This window comes from Actinomadura opuntiae (genome assembly GCF_030283205.1).
Taxonomy (GTDB): Bacteria; Actinomycetota; Actinomycetes; order Streptosporangiales; family Streptosporangiaceae; genus Spirillospora.
On sequence record NZ_JASNWF010000001.1, the window covers coordinates 501,202 to 518,049 of the forward strand.

The 16,848-nt window shown below is 71.1% G+C and carries 19 protein-coding genes; 10 read left to right on the forward strand and 9 right to left on the reverse strand.

The genetic code is table 11. The annotated features are described in order from the left end of the window. Positions 1-66 precede the first annotated feature (66 nt). The 9 genes from QP089_RS02625 to QP089_RS02665 all read left to right on the forward strand — a co-directional run bounded on the left by QP089_RS02625 (position 67) and on the right by QP089_RS02665 (position 9,249). Positions 67-2,229, forward strand: coding sequence for a TnsB C-terminal domain-containing protein (locus QP089_RS02625; protein ID WP_285909540.1), 2,163 nt, complete (start codon positions 67-69; stop codon positions 2,227-2,229). Between the two features lie 235 nt (positions 2,230-2,464). Next, a complete protein-coding gene (locus QP089_RS02630; protein ID WP_285909714.1) occupies positions 2,465-3,355 on the forward strand; it encodes a TniB family NTP-binding protein in 891 nt (296 codons plus the stop codon). 387 nt (positions 3,356-3,742) lie between these two features. Continuing rightward, positions 3,743-4,231: a hypothetical protein gene (locus QP089_RS02635; protein WP_285909541.1), complete on the forward strand. Its 489-nt coding sequence runs from the start codon at positions 3,743-3,745 to the stop codon at positions 4,229-4,231. A gap of 76 nt (positions 4,232-4,307) precedes the next feature. Then, positions 4,308-5,096, forward strand: a complete 789-nt coding sequence (locus QP089_RS02640) for a hypothetical protein (RefSeq protein ID WP_285909543.1) — start codon at positions 4,308-4,310, stop codon at positions 5,094-5,096. A 77-nt stretch (positions 5,097-5,173) separates the two neighbouring features. Next, complete coding sequence (locus QP089_RS02645) at positions 5,174-5,674, forward strand: hypothetical protein (protein ID WP_285909544.1); 501 nt, start codon at positions 5,174-5,176, stop codon at positions 5,672-5,674. 76 nt (positions 5,675-5,750) lie between these two features. Then, positions 5,751-7,019, forward strand: a complete 1,269-nt coding sequence (locus QP089_RS02650; protein ID WP_285909545.1) for a tyrosine-type recombinase/integrase — start codon at positions 5,751-5,753, stop codon at positions 7,017-7,019. 264 nt (positions 7,020-7,283) lie between these two features. Beyond that, entirely contained in the window at positions 7,284-8,240 is a 957-nt protein-coding gene (locus QP089_RS02655; protein ID WP_285909715.1) for an L-threonylcarbamoyladenylate synthase, read from the forward strand. 92 nt (positions 8,241-8,332) lie between these two features. Beyond that, positions 8,333-8,845: a hypothetical protein gene (locus QP089_RS02660; protein ID WP_285909546.1), complete on the forward strand. Its 513-nt coding sequence runs from the start codon at positions 8,333-8,335 to the stop codon at positions 8,843-8,845. Positions 8,846-8,928: 83 nt separating this feature from the next. Next, positions 8,929-9,249: a hypothetical protein gene (locus tag QP089_RS02665; RefSeq protein ID WP_285909547.1), complete on the forward strand. Its 321-nt coding sequence runs from the start codon at positions 8,929-8,931 to the stop codon at positions 9,247-9,249. Positions 9,250-9,349: 100 nt separating this feature from the next. On the opposite strand, the gene QP089_RS02670 is transcribed toward QP089_RS02665, so the two are convergent. From QP089_RS02670 to QP089_RS02690, 5 genes are all read right to left on the reverse strand, one after another. Then, a complete protein-coding gene (locus QP089_RS02670) occupies positions 9,350-9,583 on the reverse strand; it encodes a carbonic anhydrase (protein ID WP_285909548.1) in 234 nt (77 codons plus the stop codon). Between the two features lie 211 nt (positions 9,584-9,794). Next, positions 9,795-10,358 carry a hypothetical protein gene (locus tag QP089_RS02675; protein ID WP_285909549.1) on the reverse strand — a complete coding sequence of 188 codons (564 nt, stop codon included), beginning with the start codon at positions 10,356-10,358 and terminating at the stop codon, positions 9,795-9,797. A gap of 150 nt (positions 10,359-10,508) precedes the next feature. Continuing rightward, positions 10,509-11,489, reverse strand: coding sequence for an ArsR/SmtB family transcription factor (locus QP089_RS02680; RefSeq protein ID WP_285909550.1), 981 nt, complete (start codon positions 11,487-11,489; stop codon positions 10,509-10,511). A gap of 353 nt (positions 11,490-11,842) precedes the next feature. Then, positions 11,843-12,394 carry a hypothetical protein gene (locus QP089_RS02685; RefSeq protein ID WP_285909551.1) on the reverse strand — a complete coding sequence of 184 codons (552 nt, stop codon included), beginning with the start codon at positions 12,392-12,394 and terminating at the stop codon, positions 11,843-11,845. Then, positions 12,391-13,353, reverse strand: a complete 963-nt coding sequence (locus QP089_RS02690) for a hypothetical protein (RefSeq protein ID WP_285909552.1) — start codon at positions 13,351-13,353, stop codon at positions 12,391-12,393. Before QP089_RS02690 ends, QP089_RS02685 begins: the two co-directional genes overlap by 4 nt. 299 nt (positions 13,354-13,652) lie before the next feature. Here QP089_RS02690 and QP089_RS02695 point away from each other — a divergent pair, with 299 nt between their 5' ends. Then, positions 13,653-14,255 carry a hypothetical protein gene (locus QP089_RS02695; RefSeq protein ID WP_285909553.1) on the forward strand — a complete coding sequence of 201 codons (603 nt, stop codon included), beginning with the start codon at positions 13,653-13,655 and terminating at the stop codon, positions 14,253-14,255. Positions 14,256-14,523: 268 nt separating this feature from the next. Here QP089_RS02695 and QP089_RS02700 read toward each other — a convergent pair whose 3' ends face one another. The 4 genes from QP089_RS02700 to QP089_RS02715 all read right to left on the reverse strand — a co-directional run bounded on the left by QP089_RS02700 (position 14,524) and on the right by QP089_RS02715 (position 16,775). After that, complete coding sequence (locus QP089_RS02700) at positions 14,524-15,147, reverse strand: hypothetical protein (protein ID WP_285909554.1); 624 nt, start codon at positions 15,145-15,147, stop codon at positions 14,524-14,526. Positions 15,148-15,201: 54 nt separating this feature from the next. Then, entirely contained in the window at positions 15,202-15,684 is a 483-nt protein-coding gene (locus tag QP089_RS02705) for a hypothetical protein (protein WP_285909555.1), read from the reverse strand. 348 nt (positions 15,685-16,032) lie between these two features. Beyond that, the gene (locus QP089_RS02710) at positions 16,033-16,179 is read right to left on the reverse strand and encodes a hypothetical protein (RefSeq protein ID WP_285909556.1); all 147 of its coding nucleotides are present in this window, start codon (positions 16,177-16,179) and stop codon (positions 16,033-16,035) included. Continuing rightward, positions 16,176-16,775 carry a patatin-like phospholipase domain-containing protein gene (locus QP089_RS02715; RefSeq protein ID WP_285909557.1) on the reverse strand — a complete coding sequence of 200 codons (600 nt, stop codon included), beginning with the start codon at positions 16,773-16,775 and terminating at the stop codon, positions 16,176-16,178. Before QP089_RS02715 ends, QP089_RS02710 begins: the two co-directional genes overlap by 4 nt. Positions 16,776-16,848: the final 73 nt, after the last annotated feature.

Sequence of the window (16,848 nt, forward strand, 5' to 3'; positions counted from 1 at the left end):
CGCCCCGCTGACGGCCCCAGGGGACGGGCACCGCCCCCAAGCCGGACACGCCGAGGAGAACCACCGGTGAACCCTGAACGAGCAAAGGTCCAGATCGCCTACGGCGACTGGGTCGAGTTCGAAGATGAGCGCCACAAGGTGATCGGGCTGACCGGCCCCTGCGTCCGGCTGCAGTCCGAGACCGGTCATGGGCAGATCGTCGGGCTGGCCGAGTTGATCGCCGATCCCAGCTATGGGGCCGCGGCCGCTCCCGCCGATGCCGAGGAAGGCATCCGCCTGGAGCCGTCGGCCGTCTTGGAGGGGCTTCCCGACGACGTCAAGAAGCGGGTGCTGGAGCTGGAGGCGCATCTGCTGGAGGCCACCACCGGCTACCGGTCCGGCGACCCCGCGCACCCGGCCGAAGGTGAACCTCGAGCTGACTACCACCCGGGCCGGTCCCAGAACGAACGCGTCGAGGCCAAGGCCGCCGAGCTGGGACTGACCGGCAGGCGGGTCTGGCAGCTGCTGGACTCCTGGCACACCCAGGGCCTGTGGGGTTTGGTCGACAAACGCAAGACCCGTGCCCGCAACCCGCTGGCCGGCATCGATCCGCGGATCATCCAGGCCATCGGGGACCAGTACGGCGCCGAACGTGAGGACTCCTCGGCCACCGTCGGCGGCCGGTTCCGCCGCCGCGTCCAGAACCGTCTGGACTTCGAGCACGGCCAGGGGAAGGTCACGCTGCCGCCCGAGCGCACCTTCTACCGGATCGTGAGGCTGCTGCTGAACCGGTCCCCGTCCGGGCCCGCCACCACTCGCCGCACCCAAACGCAACCGCCTGACCGCGAACCCGGCCGCACCGACGCCGCCCGCCCCGGTGAGATCGTCATGATGGACACCACCCCGCTGGACGTGCTCGCCTACGACCCCGACACCGACGACTTCGTCAAGGTGGAAGTGACCGTCGCCCTCGACGTCGCCACCCGTTCCGTGCTGGCCTGGACCTTCACCGCCGAAGGCACCAAGGGCATCGACATCGGGATGCTGCTGGCCGACGTGCTGGTCCCCACCCCCATGCGGCCCGGCTGGGACGATGCGCTGCGGTTCGCCGCGATGAGCATTCCCGTCCAGCGGATCATCGAGGCCGACCAGCGGCTCGCCGACGCCGCCGCCCTGCCGGTGATCTATCCCGAGACCATCGTCATCGACCACGGCAAGCCCTACCAGTCCGACGTCATGAAGCGCGCCTGCCGCACCCTGGGTATCAGCATCCAGGACGCCCGGATCCTCACCGCGACCGACAAGGCCAAGGTCGAGCGGGTCTTCGGCACGATCCGCACCCATTTCAGCGAGCACGTCGCCGGCTACAAGGGCTACGACGTCGTCCACCGCGGCGTCGGCATCGAGAAGCTCGCCCGCTGGACCATCACCGAACTCGGCGAGTTCTTCACCGAATACGTCGTGTCCATCTATCAGCGCCGCCACCACAAGGGCCTCATCCCACCCGGCTTCCCGGACGAGCGGCTCTCTCCCAACGACGCCTACGCCCTGGCCGTCGCCCGCACCGGCTATGTCACCTGCCCGACCGACCCGGCCCTGTACTTCGAGTTGCTGCCCATCGAGGGCCGGCTCATCCGGCCCGACGGCGTCCAGATCGACTACCTGCACTACTGGGGCGACGTGCTACGCCGCTACCGGGGCGCCAGATCCCCCTATCCCGGCGGCAAATGGCCGATCCGCATCGACCCGCGCAACCTGCTGCACGCCTACTTCCACGACCCCGCCGACGGCACCTGGCACCTGCTGCGCTGGACCCACGCCCTGGATGAGCACCAGCCGTTCACCGACATCACCCTGCGCGAGGTCAAGCGGCTGCTCGGCGTCCGTGACCTGGCCGCCCGCGACCAGGAGCACGTCGCCGCCGCGCTCATCGAGCTGCAGAACCGGATGGACGCCCCCGAGTCCTGGACCCGCACCGACCGCAAACGCATGGCCCGCGACGCCGAACGCGCCCGTGCCGCCGCCCGCGACCGGCAACAGGCCGTCCCGGCCGTCGGCGCCCCGCACGAACCGCACCCGGCAGCCGTGGACGCACTGCACCAGATGACCGCGCACTCGCCCGTGCTGAGGCCCGTTCCCGATCCGCCTTCAGACACCGCCGACACCACTGACCTGTCCGGCTTCGACTTGTCCGACCTCGACGGCTGCGAGGTTTGGGACCCAAACGAGCCGCCCTCCCCGGAGCTGTGAATGGCCGTTGGTCCGCTGCATCCCGGCCTCGCCGAACCCCGCACCAAGGAGGAGTGGCGCCATTACCTGGCCGCAGTCCCACCCATCCGGCCCGAACTCCTCACTTCCGCCGGCTACCAGAAACTCGCCGAGGAGGCCAAAGACGACTTCGACCATGCCCGGCACGCCTGGCACAGCGCCCTGGTGCTCATCCGCACCCCGGAAATGAAACACATCCACAACGATCAAGATCAAGCTGCTCGCCAACGCGCACCAGCCCGCCGGCGCCCGCCGCGGAGTGGTCATCGACGGACCGCCGACCGTCGGCAAATCCACCCTGGTCAAGTTGTTCGCCGCCGACCTCGAGAAGACCCTGCGCCGCCGTGAGCCGCACAAGTTCCAGCCGCACGAGAACGACGGCTACATCGTCGACTACACCCCGGTCGTCTACATCAGCATCCCCTCCCAAGCCACCCCCAAGGACCTGTCCGCCGCATTCGCCGAATGGTTCAACCTTCCCCTCCGCCGCGCCGCGACCAAGAACGAGATGACCGACGCCGTGCTCCGCGCCACCGGCCTTTGCGGCGTCCAGCTGATCATTATCGACGACGTTCACTTCCTGGACTTGTCGGCCAAGGAGGGCAAAGTCGTCAACGACCACCTCAAATACCTGGCCAACCACTGCGCCGCCACGTTCGTGTTCACCGGCCACGACCTGGAGACTTCCGGCCTGTTCCTGGAGGGCGGCGCCAGCGAACGCGCCACCCAGACCTCCGGCCGCAACAGCCTCCACAAACTCGGCCTCTTCACGATCGGAACCGACGACGAGCGACGAGCCTGGGCCAACGTCGTCAAGACCATGGAAGACGCCCTGGTCCTCCTCGACCACAAACCCGGAACCCTCATCCGCGACCACGAATACCTGCACCACCGAACCGGCGGCAGTATCGCCAGCCTCTCCCTGCTCATCCGCGAGGCCGCCATCCGCGCCGTCGTCAGCAGCGAAGAAGCCATCACCCGCAAGGTCCTGGACCAGGTCGTGATCGACCGCCGAGCCACCCGCGGCTACGACAAATTCCGCAAGCAGCACAACATCCACCACAACGGCAACCCCGGCCGCCAGGAACCACCCGCCGAGGCAAGCTGAACCCTGCCACCTCAAAACTGAAACCTTCACTGGCACACCGTCGCCGCCTACACACCTCGCCAAGATTTCAACCCCCAGGTCAGCCACGCCATGCACTGAAATCTTCCGTGGCGCCCGACAGTGTGCCGGGCGCCGTCTTCCACCCGTTGCGATGCCCACCGTCCTGGTGATGCCCGGCGCCCGAGGCTGCGGGTCACCGCCGACCGGATGAGTTCCACCCTGCTGCAGTGTTTCGGCCGACCGTTGTCGACCGTCCACGCTAGGGTTCCTTGATGCACCGGCCGGAAACCGGCCGATGCCCTGAACATCACCGGGTGTGCTCCCGGCCGTCCGCGCGGCCGCGGCTCAGGGCGCCCCGCCGGACCGTGCACGGGAGAGGCGACCTCGATGCAGCCACCGCTGGACCCACCGCTGGAGCCACCGCTGGACCAGGTCCCGGCCTCGGCCGCCGAGATCGGCTACGAGCGGCTGGCGGCCGACCTGACGGTGCGCGACGTGCTCGCGTTGCCCGAGGTCGCCTCCTATCGTGATCCGGCCCACCGCCGCCAGGCGGCCCGGCTGGCGCTGACCGAAGCCCGCCGCAACTCCCTCGACACCCTGGACCCGTCCTGGGCGCTCCCCAAGACCTGGTCCGACCCCGCACGGTCCGGCCCGCCGACCGATGACGTGCGGCAGGTCGTGGACTGCGACGGCACGGTGTGGGAGCGGCACGCCGACGAACACGACCGGTTCGGGGCGCTGCCCGCGGACGGCTGGTCGCCCCGGCGCCGGAAGGGCGAGCCGCCCGACGACCGCAGCTACTCCTGGTCCGAGCTGATCGAGCACTTGGCCCCGATCACCGCCTGCGCCCGCGGCCACCGCACCGGCCACCCCTGACCCGGCCGCGGCCGCCTCGCCCGCGAGTTCCCCGGCCGCCATTTCCCGGCCGCCCGCCAGCTATCTAAAGGACCTCATGCCCCGCCGCAAGAGCTCGCTGACCAACCTGGACACCTTCAGGCCCATCGACGGCGACGACTCATCCGTCCCCAGCCCTGCTCCCGCCGCCGAGCGAGACCAGCCGGGCCAGTCGTGGCCGCCCGGCGGGACCGGGCGGCGGCAGCCGCCGCCGCCCGAACTGCTGGACTTCCTGACCGACATCGGCGTCGACGTCACCGCGCTGCTGCCCGGCGCCGCCGACGGCACCGCCACCAACACCGACCTGGTCACCGCGATGCTGCAGCACGCCGACCGGCTCACCCGCACCGCCGAGCTGCTGCGCGCGCTCGGCGTGGCCTGGGGCCGCGAGTTCATCACCCCGGAACCGGTCCCCTGGCCCGCGCTCGCCGCCGCCGCCGCGCGCTCGGCCTCCACGCTCAAGGACATCGCCCCCACTCCCGAGGAGACCGCGGCCGTGGAGAAACTCACCCACCGCCCCAGCCGCGCCCACCGCGCCGCACTCGACATCCGCCTCCCACCGGCCGGCAAGACCGACCACACCCCCCTCACCCTGGGCATCCTGGGCGACTACGCCGCCCGCCCGCTGATCTTTGACGCCGACCCCGCCTCCGCCTTCGCCGGCTCCCTGGCGGACCCTGCCGCCGGTTCCGGGACCGGCGCCCCCGCCGAACAGCCCGCCGCCGAGCCCGCCGCCGAGCCCGCCGCCGAGCCCGCCGCCGAGCCCGGCGCGGCCCGAGGACTGAACGGGGGCGTCGGCGACTCCGACGGCTCGGACAACACCGATGGCGCAAGGAATGAGCGATGAGCTCTTCCCGAGACCACATCGGCGGCGCCGTTCCTGGAGACCACCCCCGTCCATGGCCGACACCAGCGCCGCCGCACATGACACGCCGGGAATACCTCCAGCAGCCGGGCCTGCGTAGCGACCTGCTGGCATCAGCCGGGTGGTGGGCCGCGGGAGCGGTCACCACGGCGGCGTTGTTCCTGCTGTCCCGCCTGCCGGGTCTTTCGGGCGATCATGCGAGGTGGGCGTGGCTGGTCACCGGTCTCGCATGGATCGCACTGGGCCTTTGCGGCCTCATCGGCTGCATCATCGTCGTGCCGGCGCTGCTGGGGTTGGCCGGCCGGGGGCAGCCCACCCGCCGAACCCGAATGCTGCGTAGCCTCCTGGGACGACACCACGGCGAGGTCGGCGACACGCTCTGGCTGGTGGCCGCCGGATACCGCATCGACTCGTCCCTGGGCGACTGCCTGATCTTCTTCGCCCGGACCGATCCACAGCGGTTCACCGACGCCTGCCGCACCGCCGGGCTGGACGCCGAGGTGGTTCTGCGCGCCGCCAGCGCGAAAGCTGAGCCGAGACTCAATCGGCCCGGCCGCTGACACCCCGCCGGAAAAATCGCAGCACCGACACCGCGGCAGAACCGCCCACCACGACTCCCACTAAGAACAGAGCCCGATGACTGAAGTCGCCGCTCCCTCGACACCGGAACCCGCCGACGAGCCGCTGCAGGGCCAGGTGGTCCCCGCGGCACCGGCCGATGTCGCCCCGGCCGGTGGCCCCGGCGCCGTCCCGGACCTGGCGCAGTTCGTGCGTGCACGCGTCACGGCCGACGCCGACTCTGGCGGCGCCGCCTACCTGGCGGCGCTGGCCGCCGACGTCGCCGGGTACCTGGCCGCCGCGCACGCGCCCGCCACCCGCAGCAAGTACGCGCACGGCTGGGCCGAGTTCCAAGGGTTCTGCGCCCGGTTCGGTCTGCCGGTCGGGGTGCCGGCGCGGCCGACCGAGGTCGAGGTGGTCGCCTTGTACCTGGCCGAGCTGGGCCGCACCGGCATCGCGATGAGCACCGTGGCGCAGCGGATCGCCGCGATCCGGCACAAGCATGCCGAGGCCGGGCAGCCCACCCCCACCGACCACCCGTGGATCCGGCAGATCAGCCGCGGCATGCGCCGCACCCACGGCGTGCACGCCACCGGAAAGGACGCCGTCTCCCTCCCGCTGCTGGCCGCCATGGTCGGCGCCCGGCCCGTCCCGCCGCGCCCGCACCCGGCCGCCCGCGCCGCCGTCCGCCGCGCCTACCTGATCGCGCTCCGCGACCGCTGCCTGCTGCTACTGGGGTTCTTCGCCGGGGTCCGCCGCACCGAGTTCACCGCGATCCGGGTCGACGACCTGGAGCTCCTCGAACAGGGCCTGCGGATCACCCTCGGTCACAGCAAAACGGACCAGGAGGGCGCCGGCCGCGCCATCGACATCCCGTACGCGCCCGCCGAGCTGGCCTGGCTGTGCCCGGTGCGCGCCACTTTGGCCTGGCTGGAGGCCGCCGACCGGCGCCGCCACCTCGCCCGACGCCGCCGGGTCCGCACCGGCCAGGCCGCACCGCCGCTGCTGTCGGGCATCACCGCCGGCGGCAACGTCCGCGCCACCGCGCTGTCCGAGCGGTACGTCGCCACCACCGTCAAGGACGCCGCCGCCGACGCCGGACAACCTGACGAGGTCGTCGACGCCCTGGCCGCGCACTCCCTGCGCGCCGGCATCGGCACCGCCGCCCGCGCCGCCGACGTCGACGAGCCCCGCGTCGGCCGCCTGCTCGGCCACACCGGCACCACCACCAGCATCTACAACCGCCCGCACTGGGACGGCCGCCTGCACGAGATCCTCTACACCTGGATCCTCGCCCACCCCACCCAGATCTCGGCGCCGCCCCAGGGGCAAGGGCAGGTCCTGTAATAAGCGTGGCCGGGAGTCCTGAACTACGGCGAGCCGCAATGTAGCGATCAGCGCCTGATTGCGGGCGCCCACCAGGTTGAGGGGGGCGTCTCAGGACCGGGTCAGCCGCTCGCGCGGTCGGCTTCCCAGCCGGCGTAGGGGGCGGCCCTGGTAGTACGGCAGAACGGGATCGCGGGGCGGCTGCGCGAACGCGTCGTCGCGGGCCTCTTGGGTGCGCCTAGGCTTGCGCGGGTGACGGCAAGGTGACAAGCGAGGACCAGTGATATCGAGGAGGCGGCCGGTGTGCTGCGTGCCGGTGGGCTGGTGGCCTTCCCGACCGAGACCGTCTACGGTTTGGGCGCCAACGCTGAGGATCCGGTCGCTGTGAGGCGCATCTTCCAGGTCAAGGGGCGTCCGCCTTCCCATCCGCTGATCGTTCATCTCGGCGGTGCGGAGCATTTGGACGGCTGGGTCGCTGAGGTGCCGGCGGTGGCGCGGGTGCTGGCCGAGCGGTTCTGGCCGGGGCCGCTCACGCTGGTCTTGCGGCGTGGTGGCCGGGTGCCCTTGGAAGCGACGGGCGGGCTGGAGACGGTGGCCGTGCGCGTGCCCGATCATCGCGTCGCGCTGGCGCTGCTGGAGGCCTTCGGCGGTGGTGTCACAGCCCCGTCGGCCAATCGTTTCGGCCAGGTCAGCCCCACTACGGCCGGCCATGTGCGTGCTGAGCTGGGTGGTGGGGTCGACGTGGTGCTGGACGGTGGCTCCTGCCAGGTCGGCGTCGAGTCGACCATCGTGGACGCCACCGGCGGGGCCCCGGCCATCTTGCGGCCCGGCGGAGTGACGCGCGAGGACCTCCAGGCGGTGCTGGGGTGCCCGCTGGAGGTCCCCACGGCGAGCCGGGTCCGGGTGCCAGGCCAGCATCCCTCGCACTACGCGCCGCGGGCACGGGTCGTCCTGGTCGATCCTGAGCAGGTGGTCCGCCAAGCCGAGCTCGCCCAGGAGCGGGGGCGCCGTGTGGGCGTCCTTGTTCCGCCGTCGTTGGCCGGCGCCTTGGTGAAGGCGCACGCCGTGGTGGCGGTCCCTGGTTCGATGGCCGCCTATGCGCGCGGGCTGTACGGGTTCCTACGCGAACTCGACCAGCGGGGATGCGACCTCATCGTCGCCTCCTTGCCGGTGGAGGAGGGGTTGGGATTGGCGATCGCCAACCGGCTTCGCCGCGCGGCGGGTCCCCGCCACACGGGGTGACCCGCCTTGGGATGGGCGCAAGTGGGGCGGTTGTCACCGGGCTGGAGGTCGTGCCGCCGGCCGGTGCTGGTTGAGAGGATCCTGTTGTGTTGATGGCCGACCTGCGGGAGGGGCCGCAGTTCGGTTACGCGGTCGATGCGCGGCCGCTGTGGACCGAGCGGGACTGGACGGCTGAGCAGATCCGTATCGTGCTGCGGGCCGCGGGCTGCCCGCAGGCACCCGCGCCGGGCGGGTTCACGGTGGACAGCACCGACGACGCCTGCTGCGTGGTGTCGGTCTGCGGTGACGCTGATGATCGGTCCCGGCCGCCGCAGGTGCTGGCGCACGTCGCCGCCGTCCTGGCCAGTGCGGGCTACCGGACCGAACGCCGGCCGCGCGGCACCATGGGCGGGCTGCGGATCTGGCCGCCGGCGCACCTGCTCCCGGTCGTCGCCGTTGCCCGCAGCGCGAGCCGCCATTGCCGCCAATGCGCGGAGATGATGACCGCCGTGGAGTACGCCGCGTGCGCCGGTTACGGGTGGTCCGGGCGGTGCGCTGCCTGCCAGGCCGAACACCTCGCCCGTGCCGCGGCCGGGCAAAGCGGCGCACAGGACGGCGCCGGGTAAGAAAGCGCCGGGTTAGAAGAATCCGGGTGGCCGGTGGCATGGGCCGGCTGGGTGGGGCTGTCTGGGTGGGCCATCATGGGGGGATGGGCACTGTGGATTCGGTCGCGGAGGGGGAGCTGATGGGCCGGCAGGAGTGGTCAGCCGATGCGCTGGAGGAGGCCTTGGACGCCGCCGAGGTGGCGCTGCGGCAGGTCACCGGGTGGTGTGAGGCGGTCGGTCAGGATGCCACGCGACGGCTCGGCGAGCAGGCCACCTTGCAGCCGGAGGCCGCGCATATGCGGGCGTTGGCGGTCCGCGGCCGGCTGGCCGACGCGGTACGCAAGCTGCAGGGCGCGGCCGAGGAGTTCCGCCAGACCTCGCTCCCCGTCCAGTCCCCAGAGCCGACCGGCCGCGCGAACACCTAGCGCTGGACCGCCACCACCACGTGATCCCACGATGTGGGAACCGGCGCTGCGGCCAGGGGCGGCCAGGGCCCCAGCGGTCGGGGCCCTGGCGTCGGGACGGTCAGGGCACGGCGGAGCTCGCAGCGTCCAGGCCGCGGGACGCGACGATCTCGGCGTTGCCGTCGGCCAAGCGGTAGCGAAGGCCCACCACTGCGGCCTGCCCGGCGGTGACCTTGTCGGCGAGCACCCGGGAGCGGTCCAGCAACAGGTCGACGGTGTGCCGTACATGCTCGGCCAGGATCTGCTGGGGCTCGGTTCGTCCGGCGGCCCGGGCGGCCAGCACGCTGGGGGTCACCCGCTCGACGACGTCGCGGATGATTCGGCGAGTGAGAACAGGCCCCAGATGCGAAGCTGAGTTGGCCCCAGTTGAGGATCTTGGGTGGGTGCTCGGCGAAACTCTCTGAACAGCGCAAACGCCGGACATCTGTCTCGTCGATTCCACGCTGCTGGGCGGTGCCGCCGGTGACGGCACCGCCCAGATCGTCGATGTCGTCCGGAACGGACGATCAGATGCGTACGCAGGGATAGTCGTAGTATTCGCCGGGGCCCCATCCGCCGACCGTCGGGCCCTTGGGTGTAAGCGCCCATATTGGCCACTGATGGGGATTTCCGAAGACCGCCCCGCCGGTGAACATCCGCACCTTCACCAGCGTGCCCAACGGGAAGTAGATGCTGCCCGACTGGAGCACCCTGAAGTAGGTGCCGCCGTACGCCTGGGTGCCGTAGTCGAACCCGGTGTGGTTGTCCGGATTTCCGGGGAACACCATCTCGTTGTGGCCGTTGGCATATCCGTTGCTCGGGCAGCCGCGGAACTCGATGCCGACCTTGCCCCACATATGGGTATGAGCCAGCCCGATCAGCCGGGCCCGGGCGTAGGCGTACCCCGTGCCGGACCGGTGATAGCACACCTGTAGCCGTACGGCGCCGGTCGGATTCAGTTTCCAGTTGGGGTACGGCCTGGTGATGTCCTTCGTCCAGCAGGTGTCCGCCGCGGCCCGGGGCGCCTGAGCCGCCGCCGACGCGGGCACGGCACCGGCGATCGTCGTGACGAGGAAGCCGACCGCCAGCAAGATGCCCGCGACCAGTTTCCGCTGTCTTCGTGGAGTTTTACTGATCATTTTTCTCCTTCTGGGATGGCTATTGGGATGTACTCTCCACCAAGAGCGTGTCGGCGAAAAGAACTGTTAAGCAGAGCACGAAAAGCCGCGTCAGGGGGGCGGTCAGCCGTCGACGAGCCGGCGCCCGAGCGGGGTGAGCGCATGCCGCACCGATTGGCCGACCCGGTGGGTGCTCAGCAGCCCGGATTCGCGGAGCGCTGTGGTGTGCTGGCTGACGGCGGCTTGTGAGATGTTCAGCCGGGCGGCCAGTTCGGTGGTGGATCCGGCGATGGCCAGCGCGCCGAGCAGCCGGGCTCTGGTCGTGCCGAGCACCCGGCCGAGCCGTTCGATGCGGTCCCCGGCCAGGTCCGGCGACGGCGGGTGCGGCTCGCCGCCGCCAGGGCAGACGAGTGTCGGTGTCAGCTCACCGTCGATCAGCGTGACCGGCGCGCCCCAGCAGAAATGCGCGGGCACGATCAGCAGGCCCCGCCCGGCGAGCTCGACGGTCCTGTCGGCCGGATAGTCGGCCTCGAGCACCGGGTTGCGCCAGCGGATCGACGGATGCAGGCCAGCGAGCAGCCCCTCGACCCCGCGGTCGAGCAGATGCCGGGCAAAGCGCGCGCGATCGATCTCGACGCGCTGGTGCACCTGCCGCCATACCGGCTCAATCGCCAGGTCGTGATAACGGCGCAGCACGTCGATCAGCCGCCGCGTGTCGCCTTGCCGGTGCAGCCGCAGCGCCCATTCCGGTGGCCGCTGGCGGCGGAAGGTCCGCTGCAGGTCGGCCCGCACGGCCTCTGTCGGCAACGCGAGAATGGTCTCGTAGTGCGCCTCGGGGTCGATCTCGGGAATCGTGGGCGTGAGAAAGTCCGGGAAGTTCCCCGACGCCGGCACCAGCATCGCCGCGGCCCGCAGCCAGCGATCATCCACGGCGCCGCACCGCACGGTGGCGGTCACCGCATCCCGCCAGGGCCGGTACGCCGACGGCAGCTTCGGCGACTGCAGGCTATTGATGCTGAGGATCGCTTCCCACAGCGGGTGCGGCCCGCCGGCCACTCGAACCCGGCACAGGTCGTCGGTGGTGAACCGGATACGCAGCACCATCACATCCCCCTTCGCCCGACGGGACGGCCGTCATCGGGGTATGACCCGGCGCCGCCTCGACCGGTTCTCCATGTGCGGGCACGTAAGGTCTTCGTAACGCGGGCGACCACAGCCAGGCATACGGCAACCACCGGAAAACGAAACAGCCCACGAGCTCAGTGCTCGGGGGCTGTTTCATCACTCTCAGCGGGGGGCCAAAACCCACTGAACCGGCATCGCCCGACGACCTGGCCACCATCTCGCCCTACATTCTGCAAGAGTGCGGCGCGTAGGCAGGATTCTGGGTCACGGTAAGGCTCGTTCAACGTGATCCAGAATCGCGAATAGACTGCATGTTGCGGGGAGGGCTGCGGTCATGGGAAGGGCTGGAAGCCCGGCGGCGGAGCCGCACCGGCGAAACGGACGTCCGGGTTGGCGATCATGAAGCCTTCGGCATTGAGCGGATGGGCGCCGGGAGGAAAGCCGGGGCAGGGCCACACCGCGTCGAGACACCGGACCACGCGCTGCACGTTCTCGACCGGCGCCGGCGTCCAGTCGGTCGGCGGGGTGCCGGGCGTCCAGGCCAGGGCTTCGGCGTAGCAGTGCCGCCATCCGGCAGGGAGTGCCGGGTCGGTGATCTTGGCCAGGGCCTCGCCCATGTGCGAGCGCGGATGCAACTCGTGCCGGAACACGGCCCACACCGCCGCGGCCATGCGCGCGGGGCGGGCGTTGAGCAGCGCGGCGAGCTGGTCGGCGACGTGCTGGGAGCTGGTTTGGTCGGGCACGGGGATGCCCGCGATGACGCCGGTGGGGACGCGGCGCGGGCCCAGGGCGTCGAAGCCCTCGGGGCTGTCGGGGATGTGCGGGATCCAGCGCCGCCGCGTGTGCCCGGTCGACCACGGGTCGTCGTCGGGAAGACGGTTCATGGGTGCCCCGGCGTGTGCTTGGCCGCCCACGCTGCGAGGGCGGCATCGGCTTCGGCCCGGTCCGGCGGGTCGACGTACTCGACCACGAGCACCTGGCGGACGCCTTGGTCGAGCATGGCCTGGGATCGGTGGCTCCCGTTGATGAAGCCGGTCCGGCCCGGGAGGATCGGGTCCACCAGCAGGCTGAGGAGCGCCTCGTGTTCCCACGCGGGCAGCTCGGCGTCGTGGGCGAGCTCGCGGGTGCGGTCGAGCAGCTCGCTGGCGGTGGCGCCCTCGCGCTGGGCCTGGCGGCGGAGATCGATGGCGGCGCGGGTGACGACGTGCCAGGAGCCGCCGTGGTACCAGCAGCAGTCGCGCGCCGCGAAGCGGGGGCGAAGCTGACGGACCACCCGGCGAGTCCATGGGATCCCGGCGGCGGGCATGCAGTCCGGAGCCCGGCAGGTGCGCGGCCGCGGCAGGCGCACGACCGGGGCGACGAGCAGGCGCGGTTCGGGTTCGGGTTCGGGTGGCCGGGGCACGTACCCATCGCCGCGGCCGCGGTCGACCGGGCTACCGACCAGCCGGGCGAGGATCTCGTCGTCGATCGGGCCCCACTGCGGCCCGGCGACGGTGTGCGTGGTGGCATCGGCCTTCTCGAACGTCACCAGGTCGATCCCGTAGTTCGCGCGGTGGTCGTCGGGGAAGATCTGGCGCTGGACCCACAGCGGCGGCCGCGGCTCGTCCGGGCAGAGCCGACGCCAGGCGTCGCCGACGTAGGTCTCGGCGGCGTTGACCAGCGACGGACCTTCGTTGCTGGACTGGATCGCGACCACGACCGGCCGCGCGTCCGGCGCGGTGAACAGCTGCAACCGCATCGTCGCCGGCAACGGCGGGCCGTAGACGACGGCGAACATGTGCTCGTCGAGCACGCGTTCCCGCAGCGCCGCATGCTCGCGCAGCAGCGCCTCGCTCGGGCTCACCGGGACACCTGCTCCAGCTCCGGACGGGGGCATGCCGGTCACAGCATGAGTGTCGCAGAACGAGACGGCCCGCGCAGGCTGTCGGCCGCGGGCGTACTGTGCTGGCGTGAAGTCCCCGGACCGGCTACCACGCGGCCGACAGCCTGCGCGGGAACGCTCGGCTGCCGACGTGGTCACGGGGTCATGCCAGACGCCTGCGGAACGCTGGCGACGACGTGCGTGACTCTGGACAGCACGGGGTAGGACGATCATGCCCCCGGTCGTTCGACCTATGATCGGAGGGGATTGTGCGCGGGCCTGTGGGAATCGAGCGGCCGATCCTGCGCGAGTATGCGTTCCTGACCCCGGCAAAGCTCGGCGGTGGGCGCGCCTACCGGCGCGCGTGCGCGGTCACCGGGCTCAAACCGATCCCCGGCGGATACGGCCTGCTGCACATCGCGTCGGAGGAATCAGGTCATCACGCGACGGTCGCGACCTGGGATGTGGCCTGGGTCGAGGCCATCGCCGAGGTGCAACAGCAGGTCGAGCGCGGACAGATCACCGACGAGGCCGGCCAGGTGGACCTGTCCAGCGAGCTGCTGCGCGAGAAGATGGCGGCGCTCTACAACGGCTGGCCCGACGAATGGGGCGGCCACTCACCCGACGGGGTCATCGTCACCGCCTACCGGGGCGATGGGGCGACACACCGCACTCGCGCGACGTCGGCCGCGAAGCACCATAACCCCTGGCCAGCAGTCCCCCGACCGCGCCGCCGACCGGTCGCGTGGGTTCTGGTGCCGGGGCGGTCGGCGGTGGTCAGCCGTTGGAGCTGCGGACCAGGGAGGCGAGGACCATGGAGGCGTGCGCGGCGCCAGTCCCGAGGTCTCTTGCCGGGGCACTGGCCGGAACGATCGGCAAGCTGAGGGCGTCATGCGGCGCCCGAGCGGGCCGGGCGGGCGGCGATCAGGTAGATGAGGTCGGCGTTGCGGGCGGATGCTCGGCCAGCGCCGAAGGGTTGGTGCCAGGGCGTGGTCGGACGCTGGTTTGGAGATCCCGAGGGATCAGCCTCCAGCTCCAGCTGAGCGCACCCGCCGTCACCTGCGCGGACTCGCGACTTCCCGCCGCCAGCCGCCGCTCCTTGGAGGGATGTTCGCTCCCCTGCCGCATCACGCCCCGAGGCCACAGGGCGCACTACCGCTTGCGCTTCTTCTTCCGCTTCCGCTTGTTGTTGGTGCTCTTGGTCGCCAACGACCCACCACCGGGCCCCTGCCTGCGCCCCTGCCCGCGGATTCGGATGGTGCCCGGCCCGAACGAGGTGCGCCAGGGATTGAGGAACGAGCGCAGGCGCCCTTGGTAGACGTCGATCAGTTCACCGGCCAGGACTTCCGCCTGACGACAGACCCGCCGATCACCTTCGCGCGTGGTGCCCTCGGCCACCCTGGGCAGGTAGGCGTGGATGGCCGCCGCCACGTTCAGGATGCGCCGGTGGACCGCGTGCGCGGCCTGGTCATCGAGCCGGTCGCCCGGTCCGCCGGCGGGGTTGATCTCGGTGCTGAACCTCGCCTTCAGGGAGGGGGCGGTCTCCACCGTGCGCACCGCGGTCGACACGACCGGTTCGGCGTTGGCCCACAGCGGCCCGTAGGTGTCGGGGTCGGCGCAGATCGACAGCAGCTCGCCCGCCGCTCCGGTCACGCAGAACGCGTGCCAGACCGCACGCAACGCCACCAGCGTGTCGGCCGGGTCCAGCTCCTGCAGGTCCTGCTCGACCTCATCCAGCAACTCACCGATCGGTCGCCGCTCCCTGTCACCGCTCACCCGCCCAGCCTCCGCACGCGGCCGCGCGACGTCAACCGGGTCAACCGGGTCGGTTCAGCCCAGGTGCCGCTCGACGGCGTCCATGAAGGCCTCGACCTGGTGCGCGGAGAACGTGTGCTGGTTGGCCTCGGTCACCATGTAGCCGCAGTCGGCGAACGCCAGCAGGTACGCCCGCATCTGCGGGTCGGTCATCCGCTCGGCCTCCTGGCGCACCTCGGCCATCATCCTGTCCGGATCGACCGGCACCGGCTCGTCGGCGTCGGGGTCGAAGAACACCGGATCATCCGGTCCCATCTCCCTGCCGAACTCGGCGCGGAACAGCTCCTCCTGCTGCCGCAGCGCGTCAGCGACCTGCGCCTCCTCGCCCTCGCCCGGCGTCACCGTGACCCGGCCCTGCGCGTCGGTCACCCGCTGCACGAACCGCGAATCGCCGGCGCGCTGGTTCACCAGCGCCGCATGCCGCTCGAACTGGTCCGCCCGCTCGGCCAACCGCTTGGCCCGACGCCGCTGCTTGGCGTCCTTCTTCTTCCCCGCCACGCCCACCAGCCTCCACCGCACCACGCAGGAGATCAAGAGACCGCCGGCCGGTCACCACCGCCGAGTCCAACGACCGGACGTTTCGGGCAGCGGGAACGGCTGCCCGCGCAGGGTCCGCCGAGGGCTCTAGAGTGCCGAGGGTGGGGAAGAAGCAGCGGCGGGCCGCGCTCAGGCAGCGGCGAACTGAGCAGGACGCCCAGTACCGTGCGGCGCTGGGCGTACCCGATGACCAGCCGTTGCCCGCCCAGGCCGGCATCAGCGGATCGGCCGGCGCGGCACGCGGCGGGCCAGGCGCCGCACAGCGCCGATCGGCTCCGCTCCGCCAACAGCCCGACCGGGCAGGCGGGGTCAGGGACGTGGCTCGATCTCGACGACCTCGACCAGGAGTCGTCCGGTGTCGCGGGCTTCCTCGATGCTGGTCTTGAGGGATTCGGCGACGCGGCGGGCCTCGGAGTCCAGGTCCTGGATCTCGGCGACTGCGAGTGGATCGGTCACGGTGGCGGCCAGCAGGTCGAGGTAGGTCTCGTTGCGTTCGGTGAGGCGGTTGATGGTCTCCCAGCGGGCGTGCGCTTGGTCGGCGAGCCGTGTCTGCTCGGCATAGGCCTCCAGGGCCCGGATCCGGGTGGTGATCCCGTCGACCGACAGTTGCAGTGCCCGCCGTTGGGGGGGGCCAGTACGGCGTCCATGTCAGGGCCGTCGTGGCGGGCGGCGTCCTGTTGTTCGGCGCGCAGCCGGGTCTGGGTGTGCAGGGCTTGGGCGATCTGCCACTCCTGGGCGGGGAGCACGACCTCGGTGCGCATCTCATCCAGCAGCCCCAGTTGCTGCACGCGGGAGGACCGGATCGTATCGATAGCGGTCTGGGCCCGGACCAGCAGCGCGCGTGAGGTGGCGTCGAAGTCTGCGTCGGTGAGGTATTGACCGCAAAACTCGCGGTGGGACCCTTCTGCGTCGGTGTGCGGAACGCGTTCAGGCGCCACCAGCAGGTAGATCGCGCGCAGGAGATAGGTGATCACGCCGGCGGCGAGCGCACCGAACCCGGCCTGGAGCAGGGGCTCATAGGGGTCCAGCCCACATAAGTCCAAAACCCACATTGGGATGATCTTGAAGGCTGCTGGGGTGCGCTGACCTGGCCAGTCGTTGGTTGGCTGGTTCCCGTCTGCAGCA